The organism is Streptomyces sp. NPDC050423 (assembly GCF_040655445.1).
Classification (GTDB): Bacteria; Actinomycetota; Actinomycetes; order Streptomycetales; family Streptomycetaceae; genus Streptomyces.
In genome coordinates this window covers 102,501-127,661 of record NZ_JBFAJY010000019.1, presented here as the reverse complement: position 1 = coordinate 127,661, position 25,161 = coordinate 102,501, and the positions used below count along the sequence as shown (strand labels likewise).

General features: G+C 70.6%; 18 protein-coding genes and 2 pseudogenes. 7 read left to right on the top strand and 13 right to left on the bottom strand.

The features are described 5' to 3' along the window. Positions 1–158: 158 nt before the first annotated feature. Together AB0I52_RS16790 and AB0I52_RS16785 are read right to left on the bottom strand one after the other, a co-directional pair. On the bottom strand, positions 159–1,031 hold the full coding sequence (locus tag AB0I52_RS16790) for an ABC transporter substrate-binding protein (RefSeq protein ID WP_363073169.1): 873 nt from the start codon (positions 1,029–1,031) through the stop codon (positions 159–161). Positions 1,032–1,129: 98 nt separating this feature from the next. Continuing rightward, positions 1,130–1,756 (bottom strand): GNAT family N-acetyltransferase, encoded by a 627-nt coding sequence (locus tag AB0I52_RS16785; protein ID WP_363073167.1) that lies wholly within the window; start codon positions 1,754–1,756, stop codon positions 1,130–1,132. Positions 1,757–1,908: 152 nt separating this feature from the next. On the opposite strand from AB0I52_RS16785, the gene AB0I52_RS16780 reads away from it, so the two are divergent. Both AB0I52_RS16780 and AB0I52_RS16775 read left to right on the top strand, forming a co-directional pair. After that, on the top strand, positions 1,909–2,265 hold the full coding sequence (locus AB0I52_RS16780) for a YciI family protein (protein WP_363073165.1): 357 nt from the start codon (positions 1,909–1,911) through the stop codon (positions 2,263–2,265). After that, positions 2,265–3,533, top strand: a complete 1,269-nt coding sequence (locus AB0I52_RS16775) for an RNA polymerase sigma factor (RefSeq protein ID WP_363073163.1) — start codon at positions 2,265–2,267, stop codon at positions 3,531–3,533. Before AB0I52_RS16780 ends, AB0I52_RS16775 begins: the two co-directional genes overlap by 1 nt. Before the next feature lie 9 nt (positions 3,534–3,542). Here the strand turns inward: AB0I52_RS16775 and AB0I52_RS16770 are convergent, their stop codons facing one another. The 6 genes from AB0I52_RS16770 to AB0I52_RS16745 all read right to left on the bottom strand — a co-directional run bounded on the left by AB0I52_RS16770 (position 3,543) and on the right by AB0I52_RS16745 (position 13,797). Further along, positions 3,543–3,869 (bottom strand): cupin, encoded by a 327-nt coding sequence (locus AB0I52_RS16770; protein ID WP_363073161.1) that lies wholly within the window; start codon positions 3,867–3,869, stop codon positions 3,543–3,545. Positions 3,870–3,959: 90 nt separating this feature from the next. Continuing rightward, positions 3,960–5,585 (bottom strand): glycoside hydrolase family 13 protein, encoded by a 1,626-nt coding sequence (locus AB0I52_RS16765; RefSeq protein WP_363073159.1) that lies wholly within the window; start codon positions 5,583–5,585, stop codon positions 3,960–3,962. Between the two features lie 141 nt (positions 5,586–5,726). Next, entirely contained in the window at positions 5,727–6,686 is a 960-nt protein-coding gene (locus AB0I52_RS16760) for a carbohydrate ABC transporter permease (RefSeq protein WP_363073157.1), read from the bottom strand. 15 nt (positions 6,687–6,701) lie between these two features. Then, positions 6,702–7,661: a sugar ABC transporter permease gene (locus AB0I52_RS16755; RefSeq protein ID WP_363021717.1), complete on the bottom strand. Its 960-nt coding sequence runs from the start codon at positions 7,659–7,661 to the stop codon at positions 6,702–6,704. Between the two features lie 88 nt (positions 7,662–7,749). After that, positions 7,750–9,177 (bottom strand): extracellular solute-binding protein, encoded by a 1,428-nt coding sequence (locus AB0I52_RS16750; protein ID WP_363073155.1) that lies wholly within the window; start codon positions 9,175–9,177, stop codon positions 7,750–7,752. 330 nt (positions 9,178–9,507) lie between these two features. After that, positions 9,508–13,797 carry a discoidin domain-containing protein gene (locus AB0I52_RS16745; protein ID WP_363073153.1) on the bottom strand — a complete coding sequence of 1,430 codons (4,290 nt, stop codon included), beginning with the start codon at positions 13,795–13,797 and terminating at the stop codon, positions 9,508–9,510. 327 nt (positions 13,798–14,124) lie between these two features. On the opposite strand from AB0I52_RS16745, the pseudogene AB0I52_RS16740 reads away from it, so the two are divergent. Then, positions 14,125–14,496, top strand: a pseudogene (locus AB0I52_RS16740) (MarR family transcriptional regulator); the annotation flags it as partial. Further along, a pseudogene (locus AB0I52_RS16735) lies at positions 14,489–15,918 on the top strand (MFS transporter). The pseudogenes AB0I52_RS16740 and AB0I52_RS16735, both read left to right, overlap by 8 nt. Before the next feature lie 186 nt (positions 15,919–16,104). Here AB0I52_RS16735 and AB0I52_RS16730 read toward each other — a convergent pair. Then, the gene (locus AB0I52_RS16730; RefSeq protein WP_363073151.1) at positions 16,105–16,599 is read right to left on the bottom strand and encodes a GNAT family N-acetyltransferase; all 495 of its coding nucleotides are present in this window, start codon (positions 16,597–16,599) and stop codon (positions 16,105–16,107) included. A 184-nt stretch (positions 16,600–16,783) separates the two neighbouring features. Between AB0I52_RS16730 and AB0I52_RS16725 the strand changes: the two genes are divergently transcribed. Both AB0I52_RS16725 and pgm read left to right on the top strand, forming a co-directional pair. Next, a complete protein-coding gene (locus tag AB0I52_RS16725; RefSeq protein ID WP_363073149.1) occupies positions 16,784–17,521 on the top strand; it encodes a 4'-phosphopantetheinyl transferase superfamily protein in 738 nt (245 codons plus the stop codon). A gap of 46 nt (positions 17,522–17,567) precedes the next feature. Next, positions 17,568–19,208, top strand: a complete 1,641-nt coding sequence (gene pgm, locus AB0I52_RS16720) for a phosphoglucomutase (alpha-D-glucose-1,6-bisphosphate-dependent) (protein ID WP_363073147.1) — start codon at positions 17,568–17,570, stop codon at positions 19,206–19,208. A 65-nt stretch (positions 19,209–19,273) separates the two neighbouring features. Here pgm and AB0I52_RS16715 read toward each other — a convergent pair whose 3' ends face one another. Beyond that, positions 19,274–21,163 (bottom strand): rhamnogalacturonan lyase, encoded by a 1,890-nt coding sequence (locus AB0I52_RS16715; protein WP_363073145.1) that lies wholly within the window; start codon positions 21,161–21,163, stop codon positions 19,274–19,276. 263 nt (positions 21,164–21,426) lie between these two features. On the opposite strand from AB0I52_RS16715, the gene AB0I52_RS16710 reads away from it, so the two are divergent. Next, positions 21,427–23,454, top strand: a complete 2,028-nt coding sequence (locus AB0I52_RS16710; protein WP_363073183.1) for a SpoIIE family protein phosphatase — start codon at positions 21,427–21,429, stop codon at positions 23,452–23,454. A 136-nt stretch (positions 23,455–23,590) separates the two neighbouring features. On the opposite strand, the gene AB0I52_RS16705 is transcribed toward AB0I52_RS16710, so the two are convergent. The 3 genes from AB0I52_RS16705 to AB0I52_RS16695 form a co-directional block, all read right to left on the bottom strand. After that, entirely contained in the window at positions 23,591–23,752 is a 162-nt protein-coding gene (locus AB0I52_RS16705; RefSeq protein WP_363073143.1) for a hypothetical protein, read from the bottom strand. 201 nt (positions 23,753–23,953) lie between these two features. Then, the gene (locus AB0I52_RS16700) at positions 23,954–24,589 is read right to left on the bottom strand and encodes a DUF6629 family protein (protein WP_363073141.1); all 636 of its coding nucleotides are present in this window, start codon (positions 24,587–24,589) and stop codon (positions 23,954–23,956) included. A 105-nt stretch (positions 24,590–24,694) separates the two neighbouring features. Next, a complete protein-coding gene (locus tag AB0I52_RS16695; protein ID WP_363073139.1) occupies positions 24,695–24,994 on the bottom strand; it encodes a DUF1876 domain-containing protein in 300 nt (99 codons plus the stop codon). Positions 24,995–25,161: the final 167 nt, after the last annotated feature.

Here is a 25,161-nt window from a genome sequence, read left to right as displayed (position 1 = left end):
CTGACCGACACGGACCGGTACGAGGAGGCGGCACGGTGGCTGCCGCGGTGCTGCCCGCCGGCTTCGCCCCCGATACTGGTTGTATCGGGGCGACCCCGACAACGCGGCGAGCGTGCGTGCCAGACGCCGCCGGGCAGGCGGGCCTTTCGAAACACGCCCTAGGCCTCCAGCGCGTCGGCCACCAGGGCCAGGAACCGGGCGTGGGCCCGCGCGCTGCACACCGGCTCCGGGTTCCAGGGCACCACCCTGGCGGTGCGTGCGATCGCCGCCCACGCCTCGTTCGTCCGGAGCTCGTCGAGGGGGGTGGCGTTGACCCGGATGTCGGCGAGCACGACGGCGGGGCGCAGCGCGCCGGCCTGCGCCCAGCCGACCGTGGACCAGTTCGCGCCGGGGCCCTCGGCCGGTTCCACCAGGTCGATGCCGAGCTCTGCCAGCACCCGCAGTTCGGGCCACATGCGGGGGCGGGCCAGGTGTGCCTGCTGTTGTCCGGCCGGGGACAGGGCGAGGACCCTGGTGCGGTCCGGTCCCGCGGCGAACGTGCGCAGCCGGTCCCGGGCGGCGTCCAGTTCCCGCCCGGCCGCCGGGGGCTCCTCGGCGCCCAGCGAGCGGGCCAGCCGGGCGAAGCGGTCGCCGGTCTCCGCGAGGGTGCGTGCCTGGCCCACGTCGATGACGACGACCGGGACGTGCTCCTCCAGGTGCTTGGCCGTCTCCGGGGCGAGGCCGTAGACCTGACCGCCGCCGTAGCTGACGGCCACCACGAGGTCGGGCTCGCCGCTCAGCAGTGTCTCCACGTCCAGCGTGGCGCCCGCGCCGGCGTAGGCCACCTCGGTCAGGGGCAGCGATCCGGTCTTCGCGGTGTCGGGCACGGCCGGGTCGTCATGGCCGGAGCCGAATATCGCGGCCGGCCGTATCCCGTGGTCCCATAACGTCGCTCCGGCCTGGACGTACGCGAGCACCCGCGTCGGGCGCCGCTCGGCGGACGACAACTGTCCGCGGTCGTCGGAGAACTGCCATACGGTCTGCTCGCTCACGTCACACGCCTCTCGCCACCGGCCGCTTCGCCCCGGTTCGGGTCGTACACCTGTACCTGCCCAGCGATCCGGCGTGGCACCCCCGGCACGGCGTCGTTCTACAGGTCCGCCTCGGTGCCGCGCACCAGATAGCTGACGGGCCCGGGGTCCGGTACCGGGATCCCGGTGAAGCCGAGCCGGTCGTAGAAGGCCCTGGCGGGGGTGTTGGCGGTGAGCATGGACAGATGCACCCCCTGGACCCCCTTGGCGCGCAGGGCCGCCAGGAACACACGCATCAGCTCTCTCCCGTACCCCCTGCGCTGCCACTCGGGGAGCAGGTCGATGTGCAAGTGGGCCGGATGGCCGGCCAGTTCGGGCAGGTCCATCCGCTCGGGGTTGTGCAGGAGCGCGGTCATCTCGTCCCCGGGCCCGCGCGGCGGGCCCTCCGGCCGCGGGTAGCGGCCCTCGACCAGGGGCAGCCAGCGCTCGCGGAACTCCGTCACGAACCGCGGGGTGTCCGCCGTCCCGAGGATGTATCCGACCGCCCGGCCCGTGCCGTCGTCGATCACGAAGGCCAGATCGGGTTCGAGGTGGGCGTACGGTGCGGCGAATATCGACGGAATCAGCTCCGGGTCCGGGTACAGGTGCCGGGAGTCGCCGCCGTTGTCCGCCGTGCGGACACAGATGTCGGCAAGGGCCGCACGGTCGTCCGGGTGGTAGGCGCGGGGTCCGGTGCGCAGGGTCATCGCCTCATCCTGCCGTTCTGGGGCGCTCCCAAAAGGTTCGGGAGAGAAAATCGTCGAACACGGCCGTGTTCCGTGTCGATCCGGGCGGCAGCCGTTCGTATAGAGGGTGAGAGGCCGGTACGTCACCGGCGTCGTACCCGAGGAGGCACACCATGAAGCACTACCTGCTCAGCGTCGTCACACCGACCGACGGCGTGCCGCCCGCGCCCGCGGAGATGGAACGGATCATGCGGAACGTCGAGGGGTTCCACCGGGAGCTCCAGCAGGCCGGGGCCTGGGTCTTCGACGGCGGTCTGAGTGCGCCGAGCACGGCCACCGTCGTGCGGGCGAAGGACGGCGGCACGGTGCTCACCGACGGACCGTACATCGAGGGGAAGGAGTATCTCGGCGGACTCAGCATCATCAAGGCCCCCGATCTGGACGCCGGACTCGACTGGGGCCGCAAGGCCGCGCTGGCGATCGGGCTCCCCATCGAGGTCCGCCCGTTCGAGGGTGAAGTGGAGGCCTGATGCCGGGCTCGCCGGGCCGGTCGGCCCCGAGCGGCGGACCGGACGAGCCGGCCCCGCCGGTCCGGGAGATCGAGCGTCTCTTCCGTGCCGAGTACGGCCGGTGCGTCGCCGTGCTCGTCGGCTCGTTCGGTGACATCGACATCGCCGAGGAAGCGGTCCAGGAGGCGTTCACCACCGCGCTCGACCGGTGGCCGGTGACCGGGCCGCCGCCCGCACCGGCCGGCTGGATCATCACCACCGCGCGCAACCGGGCCGTCGACCGGGTGCGCCGGGAGGCCTCCCGCGCCGGCCGGCACGCGCAGGCCGCGCTGCTGCGTACCGGGAGCGAACCGGCCGAGGAGGGTCCCGTGCGCGACGACCGGCTCCGCCTGATATTCACCTGCTGCCACCCCTCGCTCTCCACCGCCGCGCAGATCGCCCTGACCCTGCGGCTGCTCGGCGGCCTGACCACCGCGGAGCTGGCACACGCGTTCCTGTTGCCGGAGCCGACCATGGCGCAGCGGCTGGTGCGCGCGAAGGCCAAGATCCGTGACGCGCGGATCCCCTACCGGGTGCCCTCCGACGCCGATCTGCCCGAGCGGCTCCGCTCGGTGCTCGCCGTGGTGTACCTCGTCTTCAACGAGGGGTACGCGGCGAGTTCGGGCGACCGGCTGGTGCGCGAGGATCTCTGTGCGGAGGCGATTCGCCTGGGCCGGCTGCTGACCGCGCTGATGCCCGGCGAACCGGAGGCGGTGGGGCTCCTCGCGCTCATGCTGCTCACCGAGTCGCGGCGCCCCGCGCGCTCGGGACCGGACGGCGAGCTGGTGCCGCTGGGTGAGCAGCGGCGCGAGCTGTGGGACCGGGCGCTGATCGCCGAGGGGCAGTCGCTGGTGCGGCAGTGCCTGCGGCTGGGCCGGCCGGGTCCGTACCAGATCCAGGCAGCGGTCAACGCCGTGCACAGCGACGCGGCGACCGCGTCCGCCACCGACTGGGGGCAGATCCTGCGGCTCTACGATCAGTTGCTCGCGGTCGGTCCGACCCCGGTGGTGGCGCTGAACCGTGCGGTGGCCGTGGCGGAGGTGGACGGCCCGGAAGCGGCGCTGGCACTGGTCGACCAGCTGGAGCTGGCGGACTACCACGTGTTCCATGCCGTGCGGGCCGATCTGCTGCGCAGGCTGGGCCGCACCCGCGAGGCGGCGTCCGCCTACGAAGCGGCGGCGGACCGCACGCGGAACACGGCCGAGCGGGATTTCCTGCGGCGCAGCCGCCGGGCACTGCCCGGCGGCTGACCGCGACTGTCAGTCGTTGACCGCCGTCAGCAGCACCACGGCGTCCTCCAGCGCGAGCAGTCCGTGCCGCTCCTGCGGGATGGGGTGCAGCCGTCCGGGTGCCAGTTCCACATCGCCGGAGGCGGCCGTGAGCCGGACCGTGCCGAGCAGCACCTGGAGGGAGGCGGCGGGCGGGGCGTTGTGCTCGTCGAGCGCGGATCCCGAGGTCAGCGCGATGACGGTCTGCCGCAGCGGATCCTCGTGCAGCAGGAGGTGGGCGCTGCGGCCGTGCGGGGAAGTGCGGGCTGCGGCCAGGTGCTCGTCGGCGAGGGCATTCAGATCAATGGGAGCGTCCATATGCCCTACTGTGCCGCAGCCCTCGTTCCCCCGCGAACCTGCCCTTGGGCCCCGCCGGGCCCATGGGCAGGTGCGTCCGGTGTCCGGGGGTCAGGCCCGCAGCCACACCGCGGTGTCCTGCGGGAGCCTGCCCGCCCCGTCGAGCGGGCCGCTGGCCAGCAGCACCTCGGTGTGGCGGGGCAGCTCGGCCGCCTCGGCGGCCAGGTTGACCACGCAGACGAGCCCGTCGGTCCGGGCGAAGGAGAGCACGCCGGGCGCCGCGTCCAGCCAGGTCAGCCGGCGTATCCCGGGCTCCCCCTCCGTCCCGAACCCCGGTTCGCCGCGGCGCAGCCGCAGCGCCTCGCGGTACAGGCTGAGCATCGATTCCGGATCGTCGCTCTGCAGGTCGGCGGCGTACGAGGACCAGTCGGCCGGCTGTGGGAGCCAGGGTTCGGCGGTGGCGCCGAACCCGGCGTACGGTCCCTGCGCCGACCAGGGCAGTGGTACCCGGCAGCCGTCGCGTCCGGGGTCGGTGCCGCCCTTGCGGAAGTGCATCGGGTCCTGGATGCGGTCCAGCGGGATGTCCACCTCGGGGAGGCCGAGTTCCTCGCCCTGGTAGAGGTAGGCCGCGCCCGGCAGGGCCAGCGAGAGCAGGGCGGCGGCGCGGGCGCGGCGGGTGCCGAGGGCCAGGTCCGTGGGCGTGCCGAAGGTCTTCGCGTCGAAGTCGAAGCCGGTCTCGGCGCGGCCGTAGCGGGTGACGGTGCGGGTGACGTCGTGGTTGCACAGGACCCAGGTGGCGGGTGCGCCGACCGGGGCGTGCTCGGCGAGCGTGTCCTCGATGGCGGTCCGCAGCAGTCCGGCGTCCCAGGGGCAGGCCAGGAAGTTGAAGTTGAAAGCGGTGTGCAGTTCGTCGGGGCGCAGGTAGCGGGCGAACCGTTCGGTGTCGGGGAGCCAGACCTCGCCGACGAAGACGCCGCCGTACGCGTCGGCGATGGCGCGCCAGGAGCGGTAGACGGCGTGCAGTTCGTCGCGGTCGATGAAGGGGTGCGGGTCGCTGCCCTCGACGAAGTCGGGCAGTGCGGGGTCCTTGGCGAGCAGGGCCGCGGAATCGATCCGTACGCCCGAGACGCCGCGTTCGAACCAGAAGCGCAGCACCTCCTCGTGTTCCTGGCGGACCGCCGGGTGCGCCCAGTTGAGGTCGGGCTGCTGGGTGGCGAAGAGGTGGAGGTACCACTCGCCGTCGTCCAGCCTGGTCCAGGGGGTGCCGCCGAATTCGGAGACCCAGTCGTTGGGCGGTGTCGCCCCGTCCGGGCCGCGCCCCTTGCGGAAGTGGAAGAGGTCGCGTTCGGGGCTGCCGGAACCGGCTTCGAGGGCTGCCCGGAACCAGGCGTGCTGGTCGGAGACGTGGTTGGGCACGATGTCGATGATGGTGCGGATGCCGAGTTCGCGGGCTTCTGCGATCAGTTTCTCCGCCTCGGCCAGGGTGCCGAACGCGGGGTCGATGGTGCGGTAGTCGGCCACGTCGTAGCCGCCGTCGGCGAGCGGGGAGAGGTACCAGGGAGTGAACCAGAGTGCGTCCACGCCGAGTTCGACGAGGTAGGGCAGCCTGGCCCGTACCCCCGCGAGGTCGCCGGTGCCGTCGCCGTCGCCATCGGCGAAGCTGCGTACATAGATCTGGTAGATGGCGGCGTCGCGCCACCAGTTCGCGGTGGCCTCGGACGGACGGTTGGCTGCCACGTGACGTTCCTTTCGGGCAGGTGGTACTCCGCCGCCGGCCCGCATGCGGGGCAGGACGGTCGAGCCGGCGGCGGAGTGCTGAGGGGAGGGCGGCTGTGCGGGGTGTCCCCGGGCGGGGGCGGGCTCGGTCCTGAGGACCGCTCAGCCCTTGAGGCCGCCCGCGGTCAGACCGCTCATGATGTTGCGCTGGAAGATCAGGAAGATGAGCAGCGTCGGGATGGACGCGATGGTGAGCGCGGCGATGAGCACGTTCTCCGGGACTCCGTTGGCCAGCGAGTAGATGCCCACGTTCAGGGTCTGCTTGCTCGGGTCGGGCAGGGTGAGCATGGGCCAGAGGAAGTCCTTCCACACCCCGACGACGGCGAAGATGGAGACGACGCCGAGGATCGGCCGGGAGATCGGCAGGACCACCGAGCGCAGGGTGCGCAGGGGGGATGCTCCGTCGATGGCGGCGGCGTCCAGGAGTTCTCTCGGGATGGAGTCGAAGAACCGCTTCAGCAGGAAGATGTTGAAGGCGTTGGTGACGGACGGGAGCCAGATCACCCACGGCGAGTTCAGCAGGTTGCGCTGGAAGATCGGCACGTCCAGGACGGTCAGGTACTGGGGTACGACCAGGACGGTGGCCGGGATCATCAGGGTGGCCAGCATCATGCCGAGGATGACCTTGCCGAACACCGGCCGCAGCTTGGACAGCGAGTAGGCGGCGGCGACGTCGAAGATCAGCTGGAAGGCGAGCGCGCCGAAGGCGTAGTACAGGGTGTTGAAGAGCAGCTTGGACAGGTCCATCACGGACCAGGCCCGGCTGTAGTTCTCCGTGTGGATCGAGCTGGGGAACGCCGTGGGCGGGCTCTGCACCACTTCCTGCGTGGTCTTGAGGCCGCCGGTGACCATCCAGTACAGCGGTCCGAGGAAGACCATCGTGAACAGGAGGATCACCGCGGCGAAGATGATCCAGTAGACGGCCTTGCCGCGCCCCCTGCCGAGCTGGGCCGGCGAGATCAGGGTGCGCTGGCGCGCGACGTCGGCGGGGCGCCGGTCCCTGCGCCGTGCGGCCTTGCGTACATCGCTCCCGCGCCGGGAGACAAGCGTGTTCGATGCCATGGTCGTGCTCCCGTCCTAGTCTTCGCTGCTGCGGCTCAGTCGTACGTACACCGCGGAGACTCCCGCGAGGACGACAAGCAGGACGAGGCCGAGTGCCGCCGCGCTGCCGTAGTTGTTGAAGTTGAAGGCGTATTGGTAGATGAGGTAGACGACGGTGGTGGTGGAGCCCTCGGGGCCCGCGCCGTTGGTGAGCAGGAAGGGCTCGGTGAAGACCTGCATCGTCGCGATGATCTGCATCAGCAGGAGCAGCGAGAGGATGAGCCGGGTCTGCGGGATGGTGACGTGCCAGACCTTGCGCAGCAGTCCGGCGCCGTCCAGTTCCGCCGCCTCGTACAGCTCACCGGGAATCCCCTGGAGCGCGGCCAGGTAGATCAGCGTCGCGCCGCCCATGTTCATCCAGGTCGCCGCGATGACGACCGAGAGCATGGCGGTGTCGGTGTCCTGGAGCCATTGCTGTGCGGGCAGATGGAAGATTTCCAGGATGCGGTTGAAGAGTCCGTAGCCGGGGTCGTAGAAGTACTTGAAGAGAAGTACGGAGGCGACCGGCGGCAGCATCACCGGGAGGTAGACCAGCAGTCTCAGATATCCCTGTCCGTGCCGGAACTCGTTGAGCACCACGGCGACGACGAACGGGACGGCGAAGCCGAACACCAGCGCGAGCACCGTGAACAGCAGGGTGTTGCGCCAGGCCTGCCAGAACGCCGGGTCGTTGACGACGTAGGACAGGTTGGACCAGCCGGCCCAGGTGGTCTTGCCGTTCTCGGTCTTCTGGAAGGCCAGGATGAATTCCCGGACCATCGGATACCAGGAGAAGAACGAGAAGCAGAGCACCGCTCCGATCAGGAAGCCGTGCGCTGAGATATTGCGGCGCAGGACACGCAGGAACTCGTCGCGGGCGGAGTTCGGGCGGGTGGGTCCTGCGTGTCCGTGGTGTGGCCTGGTCGCCTTGCCGCTGGACAGAGTAGGGGCCGACATGGTGTCTCCTCGGTGCCGGTGAACTGAAGCGCAGTCGGACGGGTCCGGATGCGGGGCCGGGTCCGCGTGACCCGGCCCCGCGCGTCCGTTACTGGTTCGCCAGAACCTGGTTGACCTGCTGCTCGGCGGTGGAGAGCAGCTTGTCGATGTCGGCGCCCTTGTTGGTCAGGACACCGGACATGGCGTTGTCGAGGATCTTGTAGATCTCCTGCGCCTTCGGCGGCTCGGCCTTGCCCTGGACGGGATTGTCCATGAAGGCCTTGAAGTTCTCGATGGGCATCGACGCGTTGGTGGTGCGCGACGCGTCGTCCTTGGCCTTGCTGTCACCCAGGAAGAAGTTCGGCTGCGGCAGCCCGACGGGCAGCTTGTCCGCCTTGGTGCGGGCCCAGTCGAACTGGCCCTTGCCCGGGGTGAGGTTCTTGAAGTTCAGCCAGGCGACAGCGGCCTTGATCTGGTCGGGCGAGCTGCCCTTCTTGATCATGTAGTTGTTGCCGCCGAAGAGGGTGCCCTTGGCGCCGGGGATCGGGCCCAGGCCGAAGGTCTCGTACTCGGCGCCGAGCTGCTGCACCATGTACGCGATGTCGTCGGGGGCGGCGAGGAACATGCCGAGCTTGTCGGTGGATATCTGCTTCTGCAGATCGCCCCACTTCAGCAGCTGGGTCTTGCCCATGCTGTCGTCCTCCCAGCGCATGTCGTGCAGCTGCTGGAGGACCTGCTTGCCGGCGGCGTCGTTGAAGGCCGCCTTCTTGCCCGAGGCGTCCACGACGTCCCCGCCGAGGCCGTACTGGGTGGCGGCGAAGTGCCAGCCGCCGTTGTTGCCGGCGCTGTACTCGCCGAAGCCGGCGATGCCCTTGCCCAGAGCCGCGATCTTCTTCGCCGCGGTGCGGACCTCGTCCCAGGTGGCGGGCGGGGTGTTCGGGTCGAGACCGGCCTGCGTGAACAGCTTCCGGTTGATCATCAGGCCCATGGTGTAGTTGCTGGTCGGCAGGGCGTAGAGCTTGCCGTCCTTGCGGGCCACATCGATGACCTGGGGCTGGATCTCCTTGAGCGCGGGCACCGACTTGTCGTTGACGTAGGCGGAGATGTCCGTGGCCCCGTCGTTGTCCAGCACCTGCTGAAGGTCGGTGAAGTACGCGTAGAAGACGTCCGGCTGCGACTTCCCCTTCAGCATGGCCGTGAAGCGGGGAGGCTCCAGGCACTGCCCGGGAGTGGACTTTCCGTTGATCGTGACGTTCGGGTAGGTCTTGTTGAACGTCTTGATGTCCTCGTTCCACTCACGCAGCTCCGCGGCCTTGGCCGCCGGCGGCATGCAGTCGATCGAGATCGTCACCTTCGCCTTCGGATCGAGCGGGGCCGACGGGTCGGACGAACCCTTGGATCCACTGTCCTTGTCACCGTTGTCGCTGCTGCTGCTCGTGCCGCAGGAGGCGAGAGCGGTCAGGGCGAGTGCGGTGACGAGGGCGGCCGCTGAGGCACGGCTTGTACGGCGTGTGCGGCTGAACCCAGCACTTCTCATCGATGGTCCCCTTCGGGCATGAGCATGGAAGGCCCTCGGCCGGCTCTCTGCCGGGGCGAGGCACACTCAACCAGCGCCAACATGTGAACGCAATATCTCGCGCAGTTTTCGTAAAAGTTTGACAGTGCGTTGCATGCCCTGTGTGATGCACGACAGAGGCGTGCCGCTCGGCTCCAGAGAGCCGAGACAGCACGCCAGGGGTGGTTCCGCATGGTTCGTCACCGGTCGGCAGTTCCGTTCCTGCAAACTTCGCACGTGCCGGCGCAAGGAATTTGCGCACCCCAGGACGCCGTCCGGCAGACCGGACGGCGTCCCTGTGCGCAAGGGCCGCTACGGGTTGATGTTGATCTTCATGGTGGAGGTCGTGTTCTTCACGTCCTGCGCGTTGCCGCTGAGCTTCAGGCCGTTGAAGGTGACCTCACCGACGGCGGGCCCCTGGCCGGCCTCCGGCATCTCGTTGGCCCACAGCCCGAAGCCGGACTTGGCGTCCAGGGCGTCCCCGCTCTTGCGGGCGCCGGAGATCGAGATGTCGGTCAGTACGGTGTCCTTGATCGGGAACTGCGGCTGTCCTCCCACGTAGTTGGTCTGGAACATGATGCCGCTGTACGTCGGGTCGACGATGTCGACGTTGTTGATCCGGATGCCCTGGAACACCTTGGAGGCGGAGAACAGCCAGATCCCGGGGAAAGTCTGCGTCCCCCAGAAGTGGCCGCCCGAGCGGATGACCGACACGTTCTCGATCGTCGTCGGTTCGGTCCCGAATCCGTTCATCGGGTAGCCGAAGTCCAGCGAGCTCACCGTGATGCCCGAGTAGACCAGGGTGTCCGCAATCAGGATGTTGCGGAAGGTGTTGTCGTAGCCGCCGTAGACGGCGACACCCGCCGCGCGCCACGTCAGGATCGAGGTGAGGTTCTCGTACACGTTGTTCTTCATGTCCGAGCCACCGGAGTCGATCGCCGAGAACAGGGCGAAGCTGTCGTCGCCCGTGGCCCGGGACTCGTTGTTGACGACGTGGTTGTCCGTCGAGCCGTTGGTCATGTTGATGCCGTCGGCGAACGTGTCACGGATGCGGGAGTTCTTGATGGTGATGTTGTCGGTGTTCGCTCCCCAGTAGAGGCACACCGTGTGCTCGTTCCAGACGTTGTCGATGGTGATGTCCGAGACGTTGGAGAAGTCGAACACCTTGCCGGGGCCGTCGATGCGTGAGGTGTAGTTCCCGAAGTACGCGAAGTTCGCGAACGACGATCCCTTCGCACTGGCCTCGGCACGGAACCCGTTGTCGGTGTTCTCCTGGGACGCGGGTGCGTGGAACCTGGTGTACCAGGGACCGGCGCCGACGACCTTCACGGCCTTTCCGTAGACCTGGAACTTGCTCGCGGTGTCGTAGTCACCGGCCGGCAGGTAGACGCCGACCAGCTTGCCCGTGGTGTCCATCCGCACCTTGTCCAGGGCGTTCTGGACGTCCTGGTGGGTGAAGCCTGCGGGCACGGCGTAGGCGGCCGGGTCCGGGTTGGCGATCTGGGCGGCCTGCTCCAGGCTGACGAAGTCGATCGCGTAGGTGGAGGTGTTCGCGGTGTCCTTCTGCAGCCGGATCTTGCTGCCCGCCGGAACGGTCTTGCCCAGCATCACGTTCGCCTCGTCGTAGATGTGCCGCGGCGAACCCGAGCCCGGGGAGTTTCCGGGTCCGGTCTCGGCGCCGTACAGCCAGGCGTACTTCGAGGTGAGGTCGACCGCCTTGAGGAAGGTGCCGTCCACGTAGAGGTTCAGCGTGGAATCGATGCCTCCGCCACCCGCGGAGTCGGGGATGGAGAACCGGGTCACCAGGGTGTTGGTGCTCGCCCTGGTGGTGAACTCCACGTAGTTGCCGGTGCTGTTGAGGGTCACGGCCTTGCGGCCGGAAGCCTCGCCGGCGATGTCGCCGACAGTCCGGTTCGGACCGACGACCTGGGCGCCGCCGCCGGTGACGCCGTCCTCGGCCTCGTACATGTCGTACGGCATGTCGGCGCCGCGGCCGACGAAGAGCGAGCTGGTGGAGGTGTTGTTCTCGCGCTTCACCGGGAGTTCGTTGGCGTCGTCCGCGATCACCGTCCTCACGGTGTACGAGCCGTTGGCCGCCGTCCAGCTGCCCAGGTTCACTGGGGCGCCGGTGGCGCCCGCGGCGATGGCCCCGGTGTAGGTCCCGGTGAGGGTCTTCACCGTGGCGCCCTTGGAGTCCAGCAGGGTCAGCGTGATGGCGTGGCCGCCCGCCGCGGACGCCACCGTGCCCTGGTTCTTGACGGCAACGGAGAAGGTGACGTTCTGCCCGTTGGACGGGGCCGACGGGGAGGTGCTGACCCCTGTCGCCACCAGGTCCGAGCTGGCGACCGGCTTGACGACCAGGGCGGTCGCGCTGGTGTAGGTGTTGTCGGTCTCGTTCTGCTCGATGACCTCGTTCGCCGGGTCGGCGACGGCACTGAGTTCGTAGCTGCCCGCGTCACGCGGCCCGATCTCCGCACTGACCTGGGTGGAGGCCCCTGCGGCCAGCGCGCCCACGGACGCGGTGGCGACCTTCGAACCGCCGAGCCGGAATTCGAGCTTGCTCGCCGGCGCCGCGACCGAACCACTGTTGCGCACCGTCGCGGTCAGCGTGATCGGGTCCGACTCGACGGGCGCGGCGGGAGCCGCGGTCACCGAGCTGACCTGGAGGTTCGGGTTGGGTGCCGGAGCGCCCAGGACCTGGAACTCCGCGACCTGACCGGCGCTGGAGCCGGTGTTGGAGTTGAACTTGAGCTGGACGTCGGCGACCCGGCCGCTGACCGGAATGGTCACCGCGTTGCCGCCGGCCGGGCTGAACGCGTAGTCCTTGGCCGCGACCAGACTGGTGAAGGCCGAGGCGCTCTGCTCACGGCCGAGCACCTGGATGTTCTGGGTCCTGGCCCCCCAGCTGCTGTCCGAGTTGAGCTTGACGACGACGCTGTCGGTTTCGGCGTTGGCGCCCAGCTTGACCGTCAGGGTGTTCGGGTAGCTGCCCCCGGCGCCCTCCCAGTAGGTGGTCAGGCTGTTGTCGTTGGCGTTCTCCGCGACAAACGTGTGGACCACGGACGAGGCGGTGATGGGCTTGCCGATCGCGAGGTTGGACGCCGCGCTCGTGCTGCCGTTGCGGGTGACGGTGTTGCTGTCACCCGACACATTGCCCGCCGCATCCTTGGCGCGGACGGTGTAGGAGACCGTGGTGGCGGCGGACTGGGTGTCGGTGTAGGTGGTGACATCGCCCGCCACGCTCTTGCGCAGCACGTTGTTGGCGTAGATGTCGTACCCGGTGACGCCCTTGTTGTCGGTGGAGGCCTGCCAGACCAGCTTGATCTGCCCGGCGGACGGCTCGGTGAAGCTCAGGTTGCCCGGTGCGGTCGGCGCCTGGGTGTCGCCCGAGTCCCCGGTACGGGTCACAGTGTTGCTGTTCGCCGAGACGTTGCCCGCCGCGTCCTTGGCCCGCACGTAGTACGACACGGTGACACCGGCCGGACGGGTGTCGGTGAACGTGGTGACATCGCCGGCCACACTGGTCAGCAGTGTGTTGTCGGCGTAGATGTCGTAGCCGGTGACGGCGGTGTCGTCCGTCGACGCCTTCCAGGTCAGCTTGATCTGCCCGGTGGCCGGTTCGGTGTACGCCAGTTGCGCCGGCGCGGTCGGCGCCTGGGTGTCACCGGACTCGGGGCCGTAGATCTCCAGCTCGGAGACCTGCGCGCCCGGCTGGACGGAGTTGGCGGAGACGAGGACGCGCACGTAGCGCGTGGTCGTGGCGTCGAAGGTGATCGTCGCCGACTCGCCGGCCGTCGGGCTGAAGGTGTACGCCTTGGACTGCGTCAGGTCGCTGAAGTCCGAGCCGTTGGCACTGCCCTGGATCTTCAGCGTCTGACTGCGGGTCTCCCAGCCGTCCGGCAGGCGCAGCACCACCCGGTCCACCCGTACCGAGGACCCCAGATCCGCCTGGAGCCACTGCGGCAGGTCGCCGTTGCGGCTCTCCCAGTAGCTGGCCGGGTTGCCGTCGTTGGCCTGGGCGGCGGTGTACGTCTGGGTGTAGCTGCTGGCCGTCAGCGTACGGCCGGCGGCCAGGTTCACCGACGACTCGGCCGCCGCGCGGACCTCCAGCTCGGCGAGCTGGCCGTTCTTGGCGACAGTGTTCGCGGTGATGTTCGCCCGTACGAACCGGGCCTGGGTGGCCGGGAAACCGATCGTCACCTTGTTGGAGCCGCCCGGTGCGAACGTGTAGGCGGCCGAGGTCTTCAGCGTCGAGAAGCTGGTGCCGTCGGCGCTGCCCTGAAGTGACAGGGTCTGCCGGCGGCTCTTCCAGTCGGCGGGAAGCTTCAGGGTGACCTGGTCGATGCGGGTGACCTTGCCCAGGTCGCTCTGCACCCACTGGGGCAGGGCGCTGCTCGCCCCCTCCCAGTACGTCGACTGGTCACCGTCGGCGATGTTCCCCGCGGCTTTCCCGCTGCCGGCGCTGCTCGCGGCCGTCTTCTGGTCGGCGGCGATGTTCGGGCCGCCGGCCGCCGAGGCGTTGAGTGCCGGCCAGCCGATCATCAGCAGGCTGGTGGTGACAGTGGCGGAGAGGACCCGCCATCTCCAGCGTTGCGGTCTCATATGTCCCCGATCTTCGGCCTCGGCGCAGGGCGCGTCCAAGGCGCGGCTCTTTCTGCGTACCTGCTGGGGCATGATTTCCTGCACCCACAGGATGGACTTTTGCGTATTGTGGTCAGAGAGTTGCAGAGAATTGACGGTGAGTCCACTGTCGCGGCAGAACCCGAAACGCAAGCGGACTCCCCCGCCCCGCCTCAACTGCCGTAACAAATAAGGCAATAGATGGCTCATCGGCACGATCGCAAACGGTCTGCAATTTACGCAAAAGATTTGCGTAAAAGCGAAAGGCGCTGAAAGGCCCCAGCTCGGACGGGGAGACGGGGCCGAGGGAGGCGCCGCATCCTGAACGCCGCCGAGGCCGAGGACATCACCTTCGGGCAGGAATCCGTGCTGACGCGTCTGTCGGGCGAGCCCGGCGTCACGGCCAGTCAGCTCGCCTCGGCCGAGGGTGTGCGCCATCAGTCGATGACGGCGACGGTCGCATCGCTGACCGCCCTGGGGCTCGTGGAACGGCGGCCGGACCCCGCTGACGGGCGCCGCCTGCTGATCTCGCTGACCGCGCAGGGGCGCCAACGGGTGGCGGAGGGGCGACAGGCCCGGCAGGAATGGCTCGCCGGCGAGTTCCAGGAGAAGTGCACGGAGGAGGAACGGCGGGCCGTGATCGCCACCACGGCCGTACTGGAACGCCTCACTCATGACTGACCGCACAACAGCGGGTCGGGGCGGGACGGCGACGGCGGGCTTCGACCGGCGGCTGCTGCCGGCGATGACGCTGGGCTCGGTCCTGAACCCGATCAACTCGACGGTCATCGCCGTCACACTCATACCCATCGGCGAGGCGCTGGGCGCGCCGCCCTCCCGGACCGCGTGGCTGGTCTCGGCCCTCTACCTGGCCACTGCTCTCGGGCAGCCCGTCACGGGCCGGCTCATCGACATCTTCGGGCGCGCAGGCTCTTCCTCGTCAGCACGAGCCTGGTCGGGGTCGCCGGTGTCGTCGGCACCCTGGCGCCGAACCTGGGGGTGCTGATCGCCTCTCGCGTCCTGCTCGGGTTCGGCACCTGCGCCGGGTATCCCGCCGCGATGGCGCTGGTGCGCAGCGAGGCCAAGCGCACCGGGCAGGACAGTCCCGGTGGGGTGCTGACCGCCCTGGCCGTCGCCAACCAGACCATCGCGGTGCTCGGCCCGCTGCTGGGCGGCCTGCTGATCGGTCTGGGCGGCCGGCGCAGCACCTTCGCGCTGAATGTGCCGCTCGCCGCCGTGGCCGTACTGCTCGGGCTGCTCCGGCTCCCCAAGGAGGCCGGCACCGGGGAGTCCCCGCGGCGTGGGCGCCTCGCCGCCCAGCTCGACCTGCCCGGGATGGCGCTGTTCGCCGCGATGCTCATCTCCCTGCTGCTGTTCCTGATGAACCCGCATCTGCGCGACTGGTACCTGCTGGTGATCACCGCCGCCGCGAGCGCCGCGTTCGCGGCACGGGAGCTACGGGCCGCCACCCCGTTCATCAACCTGCGGGTGCTGGGCGGCAACACGCCGCTGCTGGCCACCTACGGGCGCGCGCTGGTCGCGTACATCGTCGCCTACGCCTTCCTCTACGGGTTCACCCAGTGGACGGAGGAGGGCTTCGGGCTCTCGCCCTTCCACGCCGGGCTGGTACAGATCCCCATGTTCCTGGTGGCCATCGGTGTCTCGGTCGTCACGGGGCGGCGCAAGGGTGTGCGAGGCAAACTGATCGTCGGCGGGCTCGGCCAGATCGCCGCCTGTGCGGTGATGCTGACGCTCACCGGGGACAGCCCCGTGTGGATGCTGGTCCTCGTCGCCCTGATATTCGGCATCCCGCAGGGGCTGAACAGCCTGGCCCTGCAGAACTCGGTCTACTTCCAGGCCGATCCCGAGCGCACCGCCTCCTCGGCCGGCCTGCTGCGCACCTTCGCCTACGTCGGCTCGATGGTCGCCTCCTCCACCGCGGCCGCCTCCTTCGGGCAGCGCGCGGACACCGGCGGCATGCACCACCTCGTCTGGATCATGCTCGGCGCGGGCGTGCTCTACCTGCTGCTGACCGTCTTCGACCGCACGCTCGGCCGCGCGACGGACCAGGGCACCTCGGCCGATGCGCCGCAAGCGTCGTAGCCCACCCGGGACTTCGCCCCGCGAGCACCCCGACGCCCAATGCCTTGCGCCCGACGCCTGCGCCGACCCAGGCCCCGCGCCGCACCACACTCTCGCGAACGACCTCCTCGCCCGCCGCCGCGAGGTCGCCGCCGTCGCGGAATGGGCCCGCGCCGTCAGCGCCGTCCCACAGGCGTTCGCCGCGCCTCACCCGGCCGCGGTCCAGCGGTATCTGACGTCCGGCTCCCCCTCCTCGTTGCGGCTGCCGTCGTTGAACTCGACGGCGGTGAAACCGTGACGCTCGTAGAAGGCCCGCGCGTCGGTGTTGCGCTGGAAGGCGTAGAGGGCGAGCCCCTCGGGGCTGTGCTCCTTGGCCTTCGCCAGCAGCCGGGTCCCGATGCCCCGGCGTCGTGCACCGGGGCTGAGGTAGAGCTGTTCGAGCTCATCGCCGTCGAGCGAGACGAAGCCGACGATCTCCGCCGCACCGCCCTCCTCGTGGAGTTCGGCCACCCAGACATCCGTGTCGGGCAGCACGACGTGGGTCATCCAGCCGAGCGTGGCCTCGTCGCTGTGCACTCTGGGCAGGTACGGCATGGCGACGGCCCGGGAAGCGAGAAGGAGCCGGGTGAGGGAGCCGGCGTCGTCGGCTCGGGCGTCCCGCAGCCGTACGGTGCCGAGTTGCGGGTGGTTGTCCGATGGCATCCGGTGTCTCCTGTTCGAAAGGGCGGTGGCCGAAAGGCCCGCCGTACCTCATTCGGCACGGTGACCTGGCCACCCGTGGTCGAACGTACGTCTGCACCGGCCCGGATCTCCATAGAATATGGGCGACCGCTCCGCCGTTGACGACCGCTCACGGCACCCGCCCCGGCCGAGGGAAGACGTAACGGTGTACCAGCCCGACGAGTTCGCACTCACCGAGACCGGCTACCGGGGCCCGCCGCCCTCCTGGGCCCCCGGCGGCCCCGCGCTGTGGATCGTGGACGCGCAGCAGGAGGGCGAGCGGGCGCAGCGGCTCGCCCCGGGGATCCTCGACGCGCAGGAGCTCGGGCGGGCCGGGAGTCTGGTCGTCGAGGCCGACCGCCTCTGCTTCGTCGCCTCGCACGTGGCGCTGCGAATGCTGCTGGGGGCCCGGCTGGGCATCGCTCCCGACGCCGTGCGGCTGACGCGGGAACCGTGCCCGTCCTGCGGCGGGCCGCACGGCCGTCCCGCGACCGGTGGGGGTGTGCACTTCTCCCTCTCGCACACCCGGGGCGTCGCCCTGCTGGCGTTCGCGGACGAGCCGGTGGGGGTGGACGTGGAGCGCACTCCCAGGGCCCGGACCGTGTCGGAGATCGGGGACCAGCTCCATCCGGCGGAACGCCGGGAACTGGCGGAGCTGCCCGAGGAACAGCGGCCGGCCGCCTTCCTCCGGGCCTGGACCCGCAAGGAGGCGTACCTGAAGGGCAAGGGGATCGGCCTGGCCGGCGGCCTCTCGCACGACAACATGGGCACCGGCCCCCGTCCGCGGCCCGGTCCGCCGGGCTGGACCGTCACCGATGTCGCGGTCCCCGCCGGATACGCGGCGGCGGTGGCCGTGCGTACGGCGGGGCGGCCGCCCTCCCACGACGGCGACCGGCGAAAATGACCCGGCGGGCAGATCGCACCGACCGACCGATACGGAGGAGTGGCAGATGCCGCACACACGAGCCGGACAGCACGCGCGCCCCGAGGACCTGACCGATGTGGCACGGCTGGTGACGGCGTACTACACGCTGCACCCGGATCCGGCCGAGGCCGGGCAGCGGGTGGCGTTCGGCACCTCGGGGCACCGGGGGTCGTCGACGGCCACCGCGTTCAACGAGGACCACATCGCCGCGACGAGCCAGGCCATCAGCGAGTACCGGGCCCGGCAGGGCACGGACGGGCCGCTCTTCCTCGGGGCCGACACCCACGCGCTGTCGGAGCCCGCGCGGGTCACCGCCCTCGAAGTGTTCGCGGCGAACGACGTGGCCGTGCTCATCGACCCGGCCGACGGCTACACCCCGACGCCCGCGGTCTCGCACGCCGTCCTCACGTACAACCGCGGCCGTACGTCGCATCTCGCCGACGGTGTGGTGGTCACCCCGTCCCACAACCCGCCCGGTGACGGCGGGTTCAAGTACAACCCGCCGAACGGCGGTCCGGCCGGGTCCGGGGCGACCGGCTGGATCCAGGAGCGGGCCAACGAGATCATCGCAGGCGGTCTCAAGGACGTGCGCCGGATGACCCGCGTCCGCGCGCTGGCGGCGGCGTCGACCGGAACGTACGACTTCCTGGGAAGCTACGTGGCGGACCTTCCGTCCGTGCTCGACCTCGACGCCGTGCGCGAGGCCGGCGTACGGATCGGCGCCGACCCGCTGGGCGGGGCGTCGGTCGCGTACTGGGGCCGCATCGCCGAACAGCACCGGCTCGACCTGACCGTGGTCAATCCGCTCACCGACCCCACCTGGCGGTTCATGACGCTGGACTGGGACGGCAGGATCCGGATGGACTGCTCGTCGCCGTACGCGATGGCCTCGCTGATCGGGCAGCGCGACCGCTACGACATCGCCACCGGCAACGACGCCGACGCGGACCGGCACGGCATCGTCACCCCCGACGCGGGCCTGATGAACCCGAACCACTACCTCGCCGTCGCCATCGACTACCTGTACACGCACCGGGACCGGTGGCCCACCGGGGCGGGCGTCGGCAAGACGCTGGTGTCGTCCGGAATGATCGACCGGGTCGCCGCCGATATCGGCCGGGAACTGGTCGAGGTGCCGGTCGGGTTCAAGTGGTTCGTGGACGGCCTGGCCGACGGGTCGCTCGGCTTCGGCGGCGAGGAGTCGGCCGGGGCCTCCTTCCTGCGCCGGGACGGATCGGTGTGGACGACGGACAAGGACGGCATCCTTCTCGCGCTGCTCGCCTCCGAGATCCTCGCGGTGACGGGCGATTCGCCGTCCGAGCGCTACGCCGCGCTGACCTCGCGGTTCGGTGAGCCGGCGTACGCCAGGATCGACGCCCCGGCGGACCGCGAGCAGAAGGCGGTGCTGGCGCGGCTCTCCCCCGAACAGGTCAGCGCCGACACCCTCGCCGGTGAACCGGTCACGGCCGTGCTCACCTCGGCGCCGGGCAACGGGGAGGCGATCGGCGGTATCAAGGTGACGACGGAGAACGCCTGGTTCGCCGCCCGGCCCTCGGGCACCGAGGACGTCTACAAGATCTACGCCGAGTCCTTCCTCGGTGCCGAGCACCTGGGCCGCGTCCAGGAGGAGGCCAAAGCCGTCGTCTCGGCGGCCCTGGACGCCTGACGCGGTACGGGCGCAAGGGCCGTTTCCCTGGCGTCGATCCGCCGGGGAAGCGGCCTTGTGCCGTGTCAGGGAGTCGACACCTTCGGCCGCGGCGCCGTCGCCATCCCCGCGCCGATGTGGAAGCTCGGGTGCGGCGGCTGGTTGTACGCGGTGTTCTGCCAGGCCAGAGCCGTGCGGTAGGTGGTGTCGTGGAGCAGTGTGGTGATCTTCGTGCCGGTCTCGTACGGCGTGGAGTAGATCCGCAGCGCGGTGTTGTCGGTGGTCGGCCAGACCACTTCCTCGCGCCAGTCACCGAACAGGTCACCCGAGATCGCGGGGGTGGCCTTGGTGCCGTTGTTGGAGCGCACCGATGCGGCGGTCAGCAGCCGGGTGTCCGAGGAGGTGCCGTACTTGTCGATGTGGGTGCCGTCCAGGAGTTCCCGGGTGGTGTCGCCGTCCCACCAGGCCAGGAAGTTGGAGCTGGAGGGCTTGCGGCTCGCGACGACGGCGCCCTTCGGATCGCGCAGCCCGTCCGCCGCGGCCGACCAGGACTCGGCGCCGGCGCTGCCCGGCCAGATGTCGTCGCTGACACCGCGTCCGTTGTCGCCGTTCGCGGGCGTCGACCAGAGGATCTGGCCGGTCCTCGCGTCCGCCATCCACGACGAGGGCTTCGAGCTGTCCTCGTCGACCTTGAACTCCTCCAGCCCGGGACGGGACGGGTCCAGGTCGCCGACGTGCATGGCGTCGCCGTGGCCGTTCTTCGTGGTCCACAGGGCGTTGCCGTTGTCGTCGACGGCCATGGCCCCGTAGACGATCTCGTCCTTGCCGTCGGCGTCGACGTCGGCCACCGAGAGCTGGTGGTTGCCCTGGCCGTCGTATCCCCTGCCTGAGTTGGTCGAGCTGTTGGTGTCGAAGGTCCAGCGCCGGGTGAAGGCCCCGTCCCGCCAGTCCCAGGCGGCGATGACGCTGCGGGTGTAGTAGCCGCGGGCCATGATCAGTGACGGGCGCGCACCGTCGAGGTAGGCGGTGCCGGCGAGGAAGCGGTCGACCCGGTTGCCGTAGTTGTCGCCCCACGAGGACACGGTGCCGCGTGCCGGAACGTAGTCGACCGTGCCCATGGCCGCACCCGTCCGGCCGTTGAACATGGTCAGGTACTCGGGTCCGGACAGGATGTAGCCGGAGGAGTTCCGGTAGTCGGCGGAGGTGCTGCCGATCGCCCTGCCGTCTCCGTCGACGGTGCCGTCGGCGGTCTTCACCGCCACCTCGGCCGAGCCGTCGCCGTCGTAGTCGTACACCTGGAACTGCGTGTAGTGCGCCCCCGAGCGGATGTTGCGGCCGAGGTCGACGCGCCACAGCCGGGTGCCGTCGAGCTTGATCCCGTCGACGATCGTGTTGCCCGTGTAGCCGGACTGCGAGTTGTCCTTGGCATTCGTGGGCTGCCACTTCAGTACGAAGTCGAGTGCGCCGTCGCCGTCGAGATCTCCGACGGACACGTCGTTGGCCTCGTAGGTGTAGGCGACCCCGTCGGGGGTCGTGCCGCCGGCGGGCGGGCTGATCGGCACGTCCTTGTAGCCGGCGCGGAACTGGATCGCGTGCACGGAGTCGCTCTGCTCGACCCCGCCGACGACCGCGCGCACGGTGTAGTCCGCGGAGTTGGGCGCCCCCGTGTGGAAGTAGTTCGTCGAACCGGTGACCGGTGAGGCGTTGACCTTGGTACCGGCCCGGTAGACGTTGAAGGAGATGTCGTCGGTGTCGGTGGCGAGCCAGCGCCAGCTGATCAGATTGCCGGCGCCGGTGTGGACGCTGACGACGCCGCGGTCCAGCGCCTCTGCCTGGCGGACGGTCGCGGCCTGCGAGGTCTGGCCCGAGACGGCCAGCCCGGCGGTGGCCAGCAGACCGGCCGTCACCGCGCCGAGCAGCGTGCTGGTCCGGGTGGTGCGGCGTCTGCGGGGGGATCGGGGGTGCTCGGGAGCCACGGTGGATACCTTCCGGGATGGGGGCGGGTTTCGTAACGTCAGTGGCCGCCGGACCCGGAAAGGTTGCCGTCCGTCCGCGGCCGGATCGCGGCGGTGCGCGTGACGGTGGCTTCACCCGTTCGGCCCCTGCACGGTGGCGGGCGGGACGGCAGGTGCGCAGGCTGTCCCGAAAGCTGCCGATTCGCTGGGGCGGCGGAGCCCGATGGGGGTGCGACGTGTCGGACGCCGGTGGAGCGGTCCCAGGGACGACCACGGGCGATGTCATGGCGGCGGCGCTCCTGGACGCCCTGTTCGACCAGTCCGCGGTGGGCCTGCACGTCCTGGACACGGAGCTGCGGGTCGAGCGCGTCAACACCCTGTCCGACGCGGTCGACGCCGAGCAGCTCGTGGGACTGCACTTCACCGAGGCGTACCGGCTCGACGATCCGGACGAGGCGGAACGGCTGCTGCACCAGGTGCTGGAGAGCGGCACGCCCGTGCTCGACCGGGTCATCCGGGGGCGGCCGGCCCGCGCGCCCGGCCCCAGCCACAGCCTGCGGGTCACCCTCCACCGGCTGGACGACCCCGAGGGGCGGCCCCTCGGGGTGCTGGCGGCGGTCATCGACGTCAACGACCGGGAGAAGGCGCGCGCACGGGCGGACTGTCTGACGGCCGTGCGCAGGGAGGTCGGCCACTCCCTCGATGTGGCGGCGACCTGCGAGGGCCTGGTCGCGGCGCTGGTGCCGCGGTTCGCCGGCTTCGCCTCGGTCGAGGTGGTGGACGAGGTTCTGCGTGGTTCGTCCCCTCCGCCCGGTCCGCTGGGACCCGATGTACCGCTGCGCCGCGCGGCGCAGCGGGGGCCCGGCGGTGACAGCATGGCCGGGGACATGCGGCGGCTGCCCGGCCGTACGCCGTTCGCGCTCGCCGTCACGGATCTGCGCCCCCGGCTGTCCGATCTCGGCCCGGACACCCCGTGGCTGGCCGCGGATCCGGACAGCGCGCGGATGATCGAGGTGTCCGGGGCCCACTCCCTGATCGTGGTCCCGCTGAAACTTTACGGCGCCGTGCTCGGACTGGTGAGTCTCTACCGGTTCCGAGGCGTCGAGCCGTACGACGAGGACGACCTCGCCCTCGCCCTGACGGCTGCCGCCCATGCCGCGCTGAGCATCGAGAACGCGCGGCGCTACGAACGCGACCACGCGATCGCCTCGACCGTCCAGCGCCGGCTGCTCCCCCAGCACGACGGTGCCCGGATCGCCGTCGAGACCGCGCATGTGCTGCTTCCGGGGCGCAACAGCGGCTGCTGGTTCGACACCATCGGGCTGTCCGGTGCGCGTACCGCGCTGATCATCGGCAATGTCGAGGGGCACGGGCTGCAGACGGCCATCACCATGGGGCAGCTGCGCACGGTCATCCATGCGCTGGCCGGCCTCGATCTGGAGCCGGACGAGGTGCTGGCCCGGCTCAACACGACGGCCGACCGGCTGGCGCAGGAGCGCAGGTCGCTGCCGCCCGGCGACTCGCTGCACCGTCAGCCCCTGACCGCGACCTGCATGTACGCGGTCTACGACCCGTTCGCCCGGACCTGCACCGTGGCACGGGCGGGGCATCCGGCGCCGGTCGTCGTCGCTCCCGACGGCAGTCCGGTCGTCCTCGACGTACCGGAGGGCCCGCCGCTCTTCTCCGCGGACAGCGCCCCTTTCGCCACGGCGACGATCGAGCTCGACGAAGGCAGTGTGCTGGCCTTCCTCACCGGTTCGCTGCTGCCGGACGCCGGGTCCGTGGCCAGGGTGCAGGACGCGCTCGCCTATCCGGACCGCCGCCTGCGGGAGTTGTGCGACGCCATCGTCTACAGCCTGCCCGCCGACGCCCATCCCGACGGTGCCGCGCTGCTCCTCGCCAGGACCGGTGTGGTTCCGCCCGAACGGGTCGCGACCTGGGAACTGGCCCACGACCGGGCCACGCCGGCCATCGCCCGTACGCTCGTGCGGGACCGGCTCGAGGGGTGGAACCTCGACGAGGAGACGATCGAGGCGACCGAACTGATCGTGAGCGAGCTGATCACCAACGCGGTCCGCTACGGAACCCCGCCGCTGCACCTGCGTCTCCTGCTGGACCGCACCCTCACCTGCGAGGTCCACGACACCAGCCCGGTGGCGCCCCACCTGCGCCATGCGCGCACGGTGGACGAGGGCGGCCGCGGCCTGTTCATCGTGTCGCAGCTCGCCACGCACTGGGGCACCCGGTACGGCGCCGACGGCAAGGCCCTGTGGACCGAACAGGAGATCCCGGCCCCCGACAACGAATCCTGACGGGCCGGAAGCCGCCAAGCGCACCGGCTCGCAGGGGTGTTGACGCGGGTGCGGCGCACCGCGGCCGGGTGGGCCGTGGTGCGCCGCGGTCAGAAGGCTGGTGGCGGCCCCGGGTTCAGGGGGCGGCCGTCAGCGGTCAGCGGCGGCCCAGGACGACGGCCGAGCGCGGGGCCGGCTTGCCGTGGCCCCTAGCGTGGTCGTGGCCGCGGCCGTCCGCGGTCGCCGGCAGAGCGGCGGCGGCCAGAAGTGCGCCGGAAGCGAGAACGGTGGCGGTGATCCGCCGTGCGGAACGGGACATGAAGGCCCCTCGGATCCGGGCCCGGAGTCTGTAACAGCCACCACGCCGCCGGACCCGAACGTCCATTCCGTTACCCCGGGAATGGGCGCACGGAGGTTCCCTCGAACACCGGGCGAAGCGAGTGGCCGGGTGGCGGGGAGAACGGTGGATCGAGGTCCGGACCGTTGCGGGCGTCCGAGGCGCGGACGTGTCCCCCGCCCTTCATGGCGCGGCCGGTTCGGCCGCCTCGGCGGGGCGCCTCCCGGACCAGCCGAGCAGGACCACCGAGCACACGGCGGCGAACGCGCACCAGGTCGAGACGAACTCCAGCCGCCACAGGGCGGCGCAGACCACGGCCCCGATCGCGGCCAGCGCCCCGAGACACCGCAGCCACCGGTCGCCGGACAGCAGCAGCGATCCGACGGTGGCCAGGAGGTAGCCCGCGGCGAACAGCCCTGGACTCGGCAGGTCGAGCACATAGCCGAGGGTGTGCCCCCTGATGTGCGCGGTCACGGGCCGGACGGCCAGGCCGTACCCGAGAGCGGCGGACGTCACGGCGCCGGCCACCAGCGGCACCAGCAGCCGGCGCCGGGCGTTCGGCGGCGCCGCGCACAGGACGCCCACCGGCACCCACAGCGCCAGCAGCGGCAGCGCGATGACGGCCCAGGCCACGGTCGCCGGGCCGGTGCCGCCGTCGGCGCGCCACACCGCGGACTCGATGATCTGGTGGGCACCCAGCAGCAGCGGGAGCGCGGCGAGCGGCAGGTCCCGGGCCCGGTGCGTCCTGAGGACACAGGCCGCACCGATCACCGCGACGGCGGTGCCGGCGACCAGATCGGCGTTCGCGCTCCAGCACATGCCGCCACCCGGGGGTCTCTCGTTCGCGTGAACCGGATTCCTCCCCGGTCACGCTACGGCCCCTCCGGCGGGCACGGCCCGTGACACGGCCGCCGTGCGGCAGGCTCAGGCCGTCGCGTCCGACCAGGCGTACGGCGGTGGCAGCGGCCCGTCCGCGGGCCCCGCGCCGGCCTCTCCGAGTTCGCGGTCGGCCACGCTCATCAGCTGGGCCGCCACATCGCGCATCGCACGGCTCGCCGCGAGTTCGTCACCGATGGTGGGCACGTCCGGGTCCTGTGGACTACAGCGGGCGACCCCGTGGCCGGTGAGTTTCGCCGTGCCGGTGTCGAGCACCGCCTCCGCCTTGGTCGCACCGTTCTCCGCGGACAGATCAACGTGGACCGTCCACTCCAACGTCCGGTTCATCGCACACCTCCCGGCCCGCGCCGGCCGCCATGCGACGCCGCCACACGGGCTCGCTCCCAGCATCCACCCAACCGGGACGCCACGCGCGTTCCGGCCGCCGGGGACGGCTCGGACTGCGCGGATCACCGCACCGAAATAGGATGAGGGAAGCCGCGTCCGGACCAGCC